The organism is Sneathia sp. DSM 16631 (assembly GCF_014892235.1).
In the GTDB taxonomy this organism is placed as follows: domain Bacteria; phylum Fusobacteriota; class Fusobacteriia; order Fusobacteriales; family Leptotrichiaceae; genus Sneathia; species Sneathia vaginalis.
The window spans coordinates 55,190-67,915 of record NZ_JADBHL010000003.1 but is presented as its reverse complement, the minus strand read 5'-3'; the positions used below and the strand labels follow the sequence as shown (position 1 = coordinate 67,915).

The 12,726-nt window shown below is 29.6% G+C and carries 12 protein-coding genes and 1 other RNA gene; 2 read left to right on the top strand and 11 right to left on the bottom strand.

What is annotated here, in order from left to right; genetic code table 11:
* Positions 1-30 precede the first annotated feature (30 nt).
* From IMK15_RS02565 to IMK15_RS02555, 3 genes are read right to left on the bottom strand one after another with little or no spacing between them, the layout of a single operon-like run.
* On the bottom strand, positions 31-990 hold the full coding sequence (locus tag IMK15_RS02565) for an ROK family protein (protein ID WP_046328908.1): 960 nt from the start codon (positions 988-990) through the stop codon (positions 31-33).
* 11 nt (positions 991-1,001) lie between these two features.
* Complete coding sequence (locus IMK15_RS02560) at positions 1,002-2,369, bottom strand: NADP-dependent glyceraldehyde-3-phosphate dehydrogenase (RefSeq protein ID WP_192941772.1); 1,368 nt, start codon at positions 2,367-2,369, stop codon at positions 1,002-1,004.
* Positions 2,362-3,243: a serine aminopeptidase domain-containing protein gene (locus IMK15_RS02555; RefSeq protein ID WP_192941771.1), complete on the bottom strand. Its 882-nt coding sequence runs from the start codon at positions 3,241-3,243 to the stop codon at positions 2,362-2,364. Before IMK15_RS02555 ends, IMK15_RS02560 begins: the two co-directional genes overlap by 8 nt.
* Before the next feature lie 442 nt (positions 3,244-3,685).
* Between IMK15_RS02555 and IMK15_RS02550 the strand changes: the two genes are divergently transcribed.
* Positions 3,686-4,819, top strand: coding sequence for a carbohydrate kinase (locus tag IMK15_RS02550; protein ID WP_192941770.1), 1,134 nt, complete (start codon positions 3,686-3,688; stop codon positions 4,817-4,819).
* Positions 4,806-5,699, top strand: a complete 894-nt coding sequence (locus IMK15_RS02545; RefSeq protein ID WP_046328912.1) for a tRNA dihydrouridine synthase — start codon at positions 4,806-4,808, stop codon at positions 5,697-5,699. The genes IMK15_RS02550 and IMK15_RS02545 overlap by 14 nt, the downstream gene beginning before the upstream one ends.
* A 24-nt stretch (positions 5,700-5,723) precedes the next feature.
* Here the strand turns inward: IMK15_RS02545 and trxA are convergent, their stop codons facing one another.
* From trxA to IMK15_RS06435, 8 genes are all read right to left on the bottom strand, one after another.
* Complete coding sequence (trxA, locus tag IMK15_RS02540; protein ID WP_192941769.1) at positions 5,724-6,056, bottom strand: thioredoxin; 333 nt, start codon at positions 6,054-6,056, stop codon at positions 5,724-5,726.
* 10 nt (positions 6,057-6,066) lie between these two features.
* Positions 6,067-7,395 (bottom strand): H2O-forming NADH oxidase, encoded by a 1,329-nt coding sequence (gene nox, locus IMK15_RS02535; protein WP_192941768.1) that lies wholly within the window; start codon positions 7,393-7,395, stop codon positions 6,067-6,069.
* Positions 7,396-7,441: 46 nt separating this feature from the next.
* Positions 7,442-8,386, bottom strand: a complete 945-nt coding sequence (dusA, locus tag IMK15_RS02530) for a tRNA dihydrouridine(20/20a) synthase DusA (protein ID WP_192941767.1) — start codon at positions 8,384-8,386, stop codon at positions 7,442-7,444.
* Positions 8,387-9,607: a replication-associated recombination protein A gene (locus IMK15_RS02525; RefSeq protein ID WP_226869169.1), complete on the bottom strand. Its 1,221-nt coding sequence runs from the start codon at positions 9,605-9,607 to the stop codon at positions 8,387-8,389. It abuts the gene before it with no gap.
* Positions 9,597-11,075, bottom strand: a complete 1,479-nt coding sequence (gene malQ / locus IMK15_RS02520) for a 4-alpha-glucanotransferase (RefSeq protein WP_192941766.1) — start codon at positions 11,073-11,075, stop codon at positions 9,597-9,599. The genes IMK15_RS02525 and malQ overlap by 11 nt, the downstream gene beginning before the upstream one ends.
* Positions 11,076-11,090: 15 nt before the next feature.
* Positions 11,091-12,176, bottom strand: a complete 1,086-nt coding sequence (gene hemW / locus IMK15_RS02515; RefSeq protein WP_192941765.1) for a radical SAM family heme chaperone HemW — start codon at positions 12,174-12,176, stop codon at positions 11,091-11,093.
* A gap of 6 nt (positions 12,177-12,182) precedes the next feature.
* Positions 12,183-12,514: RNase P RNA component class A (gene rnpB, locus IMK15_RS02510), an RNA gene on the bottom strand.
* A gap of 49 nt (positions 12,515-12,563) precedes the next feature.
* Positions 12,564-12,716, bottom strand: a complete 153-nt coding sequence (locus tag IMK15_RS06435) for a hypothetical protein (RefSeq protein WP_226869168.1) — start codon at positions 12,714-12,716, stop codon at positions 12,564-12,566.
* Positions 12,717-12,726 lie beyond the last annotated feature (10 nt).

Below are 12,726 nucleotides of genomic sequence, written 5' to 3'. Positions count from 1 at the left end.
AAAAAACAGCTTTCGCTGCTTTTCTGTTTCTTACTTATTTTCTTCTTCTAGCATTGATAAGTAGGCTGCACCATATATTCCTGCATCATTTCCAAGTATTGCTGGTTTAATTTCTAAGCCTTCTAGTACTGGTGGTAGGACGTATGCTTTCATTTTCTTTTTTATTCTATCAAATAGTATATCTCCTGCTAGTGCAACTCCCCCTCCTATTACTACAACTTGTGAATCTGTAATATTTAATACATTTGATATACCTAATGCCATCTTATCTGTAACACTTTCAACTATATCTAGTGCGAATGCATCACCTTTTTTAGCTGCATCAAAGACATCTTTTGCTTCAACTTTTCTATCTTGTACCATTTCATAAAGAAGATTATTCTTATTAACTTCTAATCTAGATTGTGCTTCTCTTGCTATACCTGTTGCTGATGCATAAGCTTCAAAACAACCTTTTTGTCCACAACCACATAAAGCTCCATTTGCTACTAACTTTATATGCCCTATTTCTCCACCTGCACCAACTTTACCTGAAATTAATTTGCCATTTGCAACTACACCTGCACCTATTCCAGTACCTATGGCAAGTCCTAGAACATCTGTATAACCTTTTGCTGCTCCTGTCCAAACTTCACCTAAAGTTATTACATTAACATCATTATCTAGGTATACAGGTTTTTTTAAGTATTTTTCAAATTCTTTTGCTAAATTCAAATTTTTACCCCAAGGAAAATTAGCAAAGAACTTAACAATTTTCTTCTTAACTACGGGTCCTGGAATTCCAACACCAAATGATACAACATCTTCCATTGAAATTTCTGCTGCTTCAATTTCATGAATTAATACTTCACAAATTCTTTTAACAGTTATTTCATAACCTTCTTCAGATGAAGTTTTAATATTAGTCTTTAATATTAATGTTCCTTTTTCATCTAACAACCCTATTTTTGTATTTGTTCCACCCAAATCAATTCCACCATAATACTTCATTTTTCTATCTCCTATATATCAAATATTATATTTTTTAATCTTGTCATACTTTCAATGCTATACTTAATTCCTTGAACACCTAATCCACTATTTTTTACACCTAAAAATGGAAAATTATCTGGTCCTCTTTGTGTCTTGTTATTTATATGAACACTTCCTACTTCTAATTTTCTTGCAACGTAGAAAGCTTTTTTCATATCTTTTGTAAATACAGAACTTTGTAATCCATATTCAGACTTATTTGCTATTTCTATACCTTCTTCAACATCTTTTATTGAAATTATTGGTAAAACTGGTCCAAAAGGTTCTTCAAAATATATTCTCATATTTTCTTTAACGCCATCTAATACACATGGGTATATTAAATTCTTTTCTCTTTTATCACCTATTAATACCTTGGCACCTTTACTTTTTGCATCATCAATTAAACCTTGTACATAATCTGCACTCTTATCATCAATTAACGGTGTAACAGTTGCATTATCCATAGGGTCTCCAACCTTTATTTTACCCACTTTATCTAGTATCAATTGAACTAGTTCTTCTTTCACACTTTCAACAACCAATACACGTTTTATAGCGGTACATCTTTGACCTGAATAATTAAAAGCACCTTTTACTATTTCGCTACTTGCCTTTTCTAAGTCTGCATCTTGTAGGACTATAGCGGCATCTTTACCACCTAATTCCATCATAAGACCTTTTAATCCAGCTTGATTTGAAATTCTTTCTCCAACTTTTGTACTTCCAGTAAAGTTAATAAATGATATATCTTTATGTGTATTAATGTAATCTCCTATTTCACTTCCACGACCTGTTACTATTTTCAATATACCCTTAGGTAATACTTCATTCATTAATTCAACTAATTTTGTACAAACTACAGACCCTTGTGTAGGTGGTTTAAATAGGACAACATTACCTGTTATTAATGCAGGAACTATCTTAGATAAAGAAAGGTTAATAGGATAATTAAATGGTGCTATGCACAATACTACACCTAGAGGTTCTCTTATGCTAAGACATATCTTATCTTTAACTCCATATGCTTCCCCACTAGACATTTCACCTTGTAATCTTATACCTTCTTCTATAGTATAGTCTATCATTTCAACTGATCTTAAAACTTCTGTCAGGCTATCCTTATACCCCTTAGAAATTTCTTTAGTCATCAAAAGTGCTAATTCTTCAGAATGTTCTTTTAAAACTGCACTTACTTTCTTTAAATATTCTGCTCTTTTTGTAACAGCTAATTCACTAAATGTCTTAAAATTTTCTTTTAATTCTTTTATCATATCATCTATATGTTCTTTTGTCATAGCAGGCACTTCGCCAATATATTCATTGTTAATGGGTGAATATATTTTAATACTACTCATTTGTTACCTCCTTTAGCCATTCATTTATTTTACTATATACTACGTCCTTATTTACTTCAAGTAAACTATTTCTTCTACCTTTTTCATTTTTAAATATTCTAATATTTCTTGTATTACTATTTATTCCTATCATATATTTCTTTATTTTATCACTATTTAAATATATGTCTTCTCCACCATAAATATTTAGTATATTAACTCCATCTGGAATATTTTTAAAATTCTTTTTTACATATCTACATAGTCTTAACATATCATTAAAGTATGCAGGACTTGCAGATATCATATATTTTTTATCTTCTTTTAATTTTTTCTTAAAATTACTATCAGCTGTTATCATACCATGCACACCTTCTTTAAGGTATTTTTTAGATGTACTATAGTAATACTTATTTAATCTGCTATTTTTTACATTTGCTTTTTCTTCTATTTTAGATAAAAGTATATTTGCGTTAATTGTTATTAAATTTTCCATAAATAGGGAAGAAAGTATAAGGGTATTAAATTTATTACCTATGAAGGTATAGTAACTAATTAAAGCTCCTATTCCTTGACCTACTAATATTATATCGCTATATCTTACATTAACAAATTTTTTATGTATAAATATATCTATATCTTTTAAAACTGCTTCTATTCTTCCTTCGCCAAAATCTGTATATTCTTTTTCACGTAAATTACCATTACCTCGTATTTCTGGTACATATACATCATAGCCCTGATTAAAAAAATATTCTATAAAATCTGTATATAGGTCTATATCCTCAAACATATCATGTATTAATACTATCTTCTTACATTTTTTATCAGTATGTTCTTTCATATAGTACTCTATATTTTGGTGGTTATAACCCTCAAAAAACTCTTTAACCATTGCTAAATCCTCTTTTCTTTTTTTATTTAAATTATATCAGAACTTAAAGTAAATATCTAGTATTTAGAAGTGTAAAAAAATATATATTTTGTTAACAAAACTTAAAAAAGTTCTATGCAAGCCCTTGCAAAAAATATATATTCTTTTTATTAGTTTTTATAATATATATTGTCCTACAGTTTTTTCATGTTGCAAAGTATAATAAAAAAACAAAAATATATTTAAACATTTTTCGGATTATATCTCATATTTCTTGCAGTTTAACCTTACATTTTTCTTATTTTTATTAAAATATCTCTCATTTTTTCAATATACCCACCCTCAGGATATACACTTTATGCTTTTTTTAACTTTGTTATTTTTTTATTTTTAATATATGTTGATTTTTTTTTTTAGAAACATATATAATAGTTCTGTACTTAAAAATAGGAGGGATTTTTTTATGACAAAAAGGGAAAGACAAATTTATGAGCTTATAAAATCTAGACCTAGTATTACTCAAAATCAAATAGCAAGAGAACTTAAGATCTCAAGAGCTTCTGTTGCAGTACATATTACACATATAATTCAAAAAGGATTTATACTTGGAAGACAATATGTTATTAAAACAGATCCAGCAATACTAGTTATAGGAGCTTGTAACTTAGATTTACAAGGTGTCCCTGAAGATACCTTAAAATTTCATGACTCAAACATTGGAAAAATAAATATTAGACTTGGCGGTGTCGCAAGAAATATAGCAGTCAACTTGAAGAAATTAATGACTAACATTAAATTCATAACAGTTTTAGGTGAAAATTTCTACAGTAACAAATTAATAGACGATTTAAATATTCGTAGAATAGACACAACTGATATTTTAAGAGTTCCTGATGAAACTATATCTATGTACTTATCAATATTAGATAATAACGGTGAAATGGTTTCTGGCATAACTGATATGGATATATTAAAATATATCACACCAGACTTCTTAAAAGAAAAAATTGATGTTATTAAAAATGCTGAAATTATCGTAGTTGATACTAATATTTCTCAAGAAAGCTTAGAATATTTAGCAAGTATCAAAGGAACTAATCAAAAATTAGTTGTTGATACTGTTTCAATTAAAAAGTCTGAAAGAATTAAAAACATTTTAGATAAGATTGATGTTTTAAAGACTAACAAACTTGAACTTGAATCTATCTTCGGTAAAACATTTAGAAACAAAAAGGAAATGAGACAAGCTATGAGAGAACTTATAGCCAAAGGTGTTAAAGACGTTTACATAACTCTTGGTTATGACGGCATCTTAGCTATGAACGCTAAAAAATCTTTAAAATTGCCTCTACCTATAGTAAAACATGTTGAAGATATCACAGGTGCTAGTGACATATTTACAGCTGCTTTAGTATACTGTGCAAAGAATGACTTACCATTAACTAAAACTGCTAAAGTTGCACAAGCTGCATCAATTTTAAAGATGTCACAAACTGGAACTATTCCAGAAGAATTTTCATTTGACTTATTAAATGAAAAAGTAAAAGAACTATACAATCAAGCTATATTCAATGGCGAAGATGATGAAGAACTATAAAATATACATTGCTCCAATGTCTGGTATAACCGATTATTCGTATCGTCAGATATTAAAAAAGTTCCATCCAGATCTTATGTATACTGAGATGGTTAATTCCACTTTATTTACTCGTGAAAATGAAAAAACATTAAAAACTATCATGAGAATGAGTAAAGATGAAAATACTGGCATACAATTATTCGGTTCTGACATGGATGAACTTTTTTCAAATTTTTGCAAACTACATGAAATGGGCTACCATGATTTACTTTTAAATATGGGCTGTCCTAAACCAAAAATTTTGAAAAATGGTTCTGGAGCTGGCTTACTTGATAGAATAGATGATATCGATTCACTGCTTACTAGGCTAAATAGGGAAAAAATTAAAGTGTCACTAAAGATTAGACTCTGTGACAAAATCGATGAATACTTCGCCTTAGCGTATAAACAGGAAATTCCTTATCTTTGTGTTCACGCAAGAAGCTTACAAGAAAAATTTGAGTCTGATTCACATTTTGAAGAAATCAAAAGGTTATCTAAATTACCTAGAAACTTTGAATTTATCGCTAATGGTGGGATATATTCACTTGAAGACTTCAAAAATATACAAGACATAAATATAGATGGTATTATGCTTGCAAGAGGAATAATAGGAAATCCTTGGTTAATTTCAGAAATACAAAATGGCATTAATTATACACCTACATTAGATGAAATTAAATCTACATTAATTGAACACATTCAATTAATTAAAGAAGACAAAGGAGAAAAAAAGGCTGTTATAGAAATAAATAAATTTTTAGAACACTACTTTAAAAACTTTAATATCAACTATACCGACATTATGTTAGAAATGGATTATGCTAAAAAAATTGAGTATATAAAAAGGGCTATCTAAACTAGTTAGAGAACCCTTTCTTTTTTATTTAGTTGCTTTTTCAACATCTTCATTTAATTGTTCTTTTGATCTTCCACCTATTAATGTATCGACAGGTTTTCCATCTTTAAATATTACTAATGTAGGAATACTTCTAACTCCATAGAATGCTGCTAAATCTGGATATTTATCAACATCTACTTTTACTATTCTGTATTCTACTTCCATAGATAACTCATCTAATACAGGCCCTAATGCTCTACATGGTCCACACCATGTTGCAAAAAAGTCTACTACTGTAACTCCTTTTTCTAAAACAGCTGATGCTAATAAGCTATCTACTACATTTTCTCCTTCGTAATGAACTACTTTACTCATATTCTCCCCCTTATTTTGCAGATAATGCTGCCATTGTTATATAGTTATATGGTTGGTTAAAGTGTGGTAAGAAGAATATATCTAATAATTTAAACTTATCTATTGTTATACCTTCTTGTATTGCTAGTGAGAATACATGTATACCCATAGATATGTCGTATTTAGATGCAATTTGTGCTCCAACTATTCTTCTTGATTCTTTTTCATAAACTATTTTTATCATAACTTTTTCATTTTCAGATTCCATAAATCCTGGTTTTTGAAGATCGTTATAACTTGTAGATAATACATCCATTCCTAATGCTTTTGCCTTTTCTTCACTTAAACCTGTTGAAACCATATTAAATCCATAAATTGATATACCATTTGAACCTTGTACACCTATTGATTCTAACTTAGTTCCACAAGCATTGTGTGCTGCGATAATACCTGATCTAACTGCATTAGTTGCTAATGCAATGTAGTCTATACTTCTTGTTGCATTGTCATATATACTTGCACAGTCTCCTATTGCATATACATCTTTTTGACTTGTTTCTTGGTTTCTACTAACCTTGTATGCATTCTTGAATAATTCTAACTTATCTTTCAATAAGTCTGTGTTAGGTCTAAATCCTACACAAAGTATAACCATATCTGTGTTTATAGTTCCCTTATCTGTTTTAACACCAGTTACCTTTGTATCTCCTAGTATTTCTACTAATTTTTCACCATAGTGAGTTTTGATTCCATGTTCAACTAATACCTTATTCATTTCTTCTCTGAATTCTTTATCATAGTATGTTGTTAAACACATTTCTTTAGCATCAAGTAATGCTACTTCTTTACCTATTCTCTTAAATGCTTCAGCTAATTCAACTCCTATATATCCTGCACCAACTACTGTTACATGGTTTATCTTTTCATGATCAATCTTATCAATTACTTCTTGAGCGTTTTGGAATAGTTTTACAAATTGTACATTTTCTAAGTCTCTTCCAGGTACCTTTATATCTATTGGTAATGAACCAGTTGATAATATTAATTTATCATATTTTTCTTCATATTTCTTTCCATCTTTTCCTACTGCATAAACAACTTTTTTGTCAAAGTCTACATTTGTAACTTCTGTTTCCATATGTACAGTTGCACCTTTTCTTTCAAAAACGTCTTTTGAGCAATAGAACAATCCATCTGAACCCTTTATTTGCTTACCTATCCATAATGCCATTCCACAACCTAAAAAGCTAATGTTGCTATTTCTTTCAAATACAACTACTTCATTTCCTTTATAGTTGTCTAAAATTGTATTTACAGCAGCTGTTCCTGCATGGTTTGCACCTATTACAACAATTTTCATTTTCATACCTCCATGTTTTTTTATTCAAGTTTATTTGACATCTTTATTATATCATATCTTTTAATTTTTTCAAGAATTCTTTTAAATCTGCCACTGTTATACTCGAATTAGATGCAACATTTTTCCATATTTTACTGTATTTTGTAGCGTAAAATAGACCTAATGTGTGCATAGTAAAATGATAAACTCTTCCATCATATTTTTCTAAAAATTTTATCATTTTTTCTAATATTTCTATTCTTGATATCCTATCTTCGTTAAATAGCATGGGGTTATCGTAACTTGCTCTACCTATCATAACAGAATCTACATGCTTTAATTGTTCTTCTACATCTTCTAATGTCTTTATACCACCATTTATCTCTATATCATATTCTGGTCTATCTTTTTTTAACCTATACACCATATCATAGTCTAATTGGGGTATAGTCCTATTTTCACTTGGACTAAGACCTTTTAATATTGCTATTCTTGCATGAATAATATTTCTTTTAACACCAGCTTTATGTAATTTATCAACAAAATTAATTAATTCTTCATAGCTAACTATTTTTCTATCATTTTCTAGTATACCTGTACCATCTATACCTATTCTATGTTTTACCGTTACATCTTTTTGACAAATATCTTGTATTACCTTAACCATATCGCAGACCAAATCTGGTTGGGACATTAAATATGCTCCCATATGGTTATCCGATACCCTATCAGATGGACAACCTGCATTAATATTAATTTCATCAAAGCTATATTCTTTCAGTATTTCACAAGCTTTTTTTGTATACTCTATACTAGAAGTTGCTAATTGAAATACTAATTTATGTTCATTTTCATCAAATTTTAATATTCTATCTCTATCACCATTTATTACTGCCTGAGCCGTAATCATTTCAGTGTATAGGGTAGATTTTGTATTAAACATTCTAATAAATTGCCTAAAATTATATGTCGTCCTATCCACCATAGGTGCTATACTCATTTTTTCTACCATCTAGTTATTTTCCTCTTTTATTTTACTCCAAACTTCTTTCATGCTCTTTTCAAACTTATTGTCTGAATACTCATAAAATTTAATTGGATTATTCATATATACTTGTTTTGTGTAATGATTCTTAAAATTATGTGGATAAACATATTGCTTAATACCTTCTCTTGTTAAGTGCTTAGGTACATCTTGAACTCCATTTTCACGTATATTTTCTAGTGCACTATTTATCGCGTTATAGCTACTATTACTCTTAGGTGATAGGGCAAGATATATTACACACTCTGCTAAAATTATTCTAGCTTCTGGTAAACCTATTTTTTCAACTGCACGCATGCACGATACAGCTACATCTAATGCTTTTACATTTGCAAGCCCTATATCCTCACTAGCTAATATTACAAGTCTTCTTGCTATATACAATATATCTTCTCCACCATCTATCATGCTTGCTAGCCAGTAAATGCTTGCATTTTCATCACTACCCCTAATACTTTTTATCATGGCAGATATCCTATCATACTTGTCACTATCGTTATATCTTCTCCTAATATCTAAGCCCTGCTTTACAACATCAAAGCCCACTTTACCAATCAATTCTAGTGTGTTTATAGCTATTCTAGCATCTCCATCATAAATAGATAATATATATCTTCTTATTTCTTCTGTCACCTGTATATCATATTTTTTTGAAACATTGTCCACTATTTTTAAGATTTCATCAGTACTTAATTTATCGAATTTTAAAACTACACATCTTGATACTAATGCCTTGTTTAGGTTATAGAAAGGGTTTTCTGTTGTTGTACCAATAAGGATAACATTCCCCTCTTCTATGTCTTGTAATAAGGAATCTTGTTGTGATCTATTAAATCTATGTATTTCATCAAAAAGTAATATTGTCTTTTTGTTATTCAAGTTCATCATTTCTTTTGCTCTTAAACAAACACTTTTTACTTCTTGTACACCTGTGTTAATAGCATTTAGGTACTCAATATTATACCCCAACTCTTTAGCAAGTATTCTTGATAAAGTTGTTTTACCAGTCCCTGAAGGCCCATATATTAAAAGATTTACTAATTCTTTTTTCTTTACTATTTTCTCTATTATTCCCATAGCATAAGATTGACCTACAAATTCTTTTAAACTTGTAGGTCTTGCTCTATATGCCAATGGCTTATCTTCTTTTTTACTATATATCCCTAATTGCTCCATATTATCTTCCATATATTTCAGTTATATGCCCTATAGCACTAGCTAATTCATGTGTTAATACTCCTTCTCTTAACTTGAATTGCCAGTTACCTGAACCTACACCTGGAACATTCATTCTTGTATCGCTACCATAACATAAGTAGTCTTGTATAGGAATTATACTATACTTTGCTACACTTCTATGTGCAAGACGTATAAGTCTCCAACACATACCATCATCGCTTGCTGAGTCTGTATAATCTCTTACAAGTCCTCTTTCATATTCATTTAATGAATTGTACCAACCTTGTGTTGTATCATTGTCATGTGTACCTGTATATACTACACAATTAGTTGTTGTGTAATTATGTGGTAAGTAAACATTATCTGGATCATCATCAAATGCAAATTGAAGTATCTTCATTCCAGGATATCCTGTTTCTTCTACTAATTTAATATCTTCTTCTTCAAGATTACCTAAATCTTCTGCAATAATTTTTAAGTTTGGATATTCTTCTTCTATTGATTTGAATAAGTCTATTCCAGGTCCTTCTACCCATTTACCATTTATTGCAGTTTCTTCACCATAAGGTATTTGCCAGTATGCTCTAAATCCTCTAAAGTGATCTATACGTATTATATCGCATAATTTCAAGTTAGCTTTTATTCTATCTTTCCACCACTTATACCCTGTTCTTTTTAGCTTCTTCCAGTCATATAGAGGGTTACCCCATAATTGACCTGTAGCACTAAAGTAATCAGGTGGAACTCCTGCTACACAAACTGGTTTTCTATCTTTGTCGAATAAGAATATTTCTGGATTTGACCATGCATCTGCTGAATCAAATGATACAAATATTGGTATGTCCCCTATAATTTCTATTCCCTTGCTATTTGCATATTTTTTAACATCATTCCATTGTTTGAAGAATAGGAATTGTATGAATTTTTGCACATCTACTTCTTTTTCTAATTTCTTAGCATATTTGTCCTTAGCTCTCTTATGTGCTAATCTTAATTCCTTATCAGGCCATATATCCCATGATGCTCCATTGAAATAGTTCTTGACTGCTATAAACAACGCATAGTTATCTAGCCATTCTGCATTTTCTTGTTTAAACTTATCGAATTCTTTTTCTAAAATTTCTTTTTTGTCATACGCTTTCATAAGTATTGGGTTTTTTACATTGTATAATTTACCATAATCTATTACTAAATCATTTGTTCTCATAGGTTGTATATCATCGTATGTAAGTAAACCATTTTCAACTAACTTTTCTAGGTCAATTAAATATGGGTTACCTGCAAATGCTGAAAAACATTGATATGGTGAATCACCAAAACCTGTGGGTCCTAGAGGAAAAATTTGCCATAATTTTTGTTTTGCCTCATGTAGAAAATCAATAAATTCAAAACACTTTTTACCTAATGTACCTATACCATATTCACTTGGTAATGAAATAGGTTGCATTAAAATTCCTGCTTTTCTTTCTTGTTTCACTTTAATACCTTCTTTCTATATTAACTCAAGTATAACGCTATCTGCTAGCATTATTCCCTTTTTCGTCAAGTATATTCTATTATCTTTGTGTGTGATTAGCCCTCTTTCTATTAGACTATCAATTTTATGCTTATCTTCTTCAAAAAATTTTGCTCCCGTTTGAAGTTTTCTTAACCCTAGAATATATTCTAATTCTTTTTTATCTTTTTCATTAACTTTTTCTAGAGTTAGTAGGTTAATCGGAAGCTTACCTTCATCAATTTCTCTATAATATGTTAAAAGTTTTCTTGCCTTCTCATATCTTTCGCCTTGTAAATAGCTTGATGCACTTATACCAACACCAATATATTCTTTGTTTTCCCAATACTTCATATTATGCCTACCATACAACTTCTTTTTACAAAAACTTGATATCTCATAATGTTCATAGCCTAATTTTTCCAAACTATTCATAACATACTCGTACATATTAGCTTCCATCTCTTCATCTAGCTTTTCTAATTTATGCTCCCTTAAAAGTTTAGAAAATCTTGATTTTTCTTCCCATATTAAGGAATATATGGATATATGATCTGGATTAAGTTTTTTTATCATAGATATATCATACTCTAAATCTGACATACTCTGTCCTGGAACAGCGAATATTAGGTCTATGGAGATATTTGTAAAGCCTGCTTTTCTTGCCTGCATAAATGTATCTATGTTATCCTTTGCTGTATGTTCTCGATTCATAAGCTGTAATATCTTATCATTAAAACTTTGCATACCTATGCTAAGTCGATTAATTCCTAGTGAGTGTAATTGACATAGTTTGGTATAGTCCATATTTGTTGGATTAAGTTCTAAAGTAATTTCTGTTTTTTCTGTAAATTTAAGTGTATTTAATATTCTTCCTATTTGTTCTACACTAAGTACAGATGGTGTACCTCCACCAAAGTAAATACTATCATATACGACATCTTTATCATACATAGATATTTCCTTTATTAAATATTCTGTATATTTTTCATACTGATTTTGCATATTAGTTAGAATGTAAAAGTCACAGTATGAACATTTTTTATTGCAAAAAGGAATATGTATATATATACTATCTACCATAAATTTCTCCTTGGCACTTTATAAGCCGAATTCTGTATTTGTTAATCATTTTTCTAGACTTATACTTGCGTATAGGTTCAAGCGAATACCCCAAAGACTCAGCGGGCAACCGATATATCTTTAATTTTTCTTGCTTCAGAAGGGGTTTACCTAGCTATCTTAGTCTCCTAAGACACTGGTGAGCTCTTACCTCACCGTTTCACCCTTACAATTTCTTGCGGTCTATTTTCTGTGGCACTTTCCTTAGAATTACTTCTAGCAGCCATTAACTGCCTTCCTGCCCTATGAAGTTCGGACTTTCCTCAAAGTTTTACCCTTGCGATTAACCAAAGTACCAAGGCAAATAAATTATACTATAATTTGCATTGTTTTTCAAATTGAATGATTTTATAATTCAAAAAAATTATTCATAAGTAAAATTTTTTTTATTCCAATGTAGTAAATTCCATACTCATCGTATCTTGGAACTATATTATCTTTAACAATAATAATTTTTTTAAAGGAATCATCAATTCGTTTTAATGAGTTTCTTTTATTCATATCAAAAGAT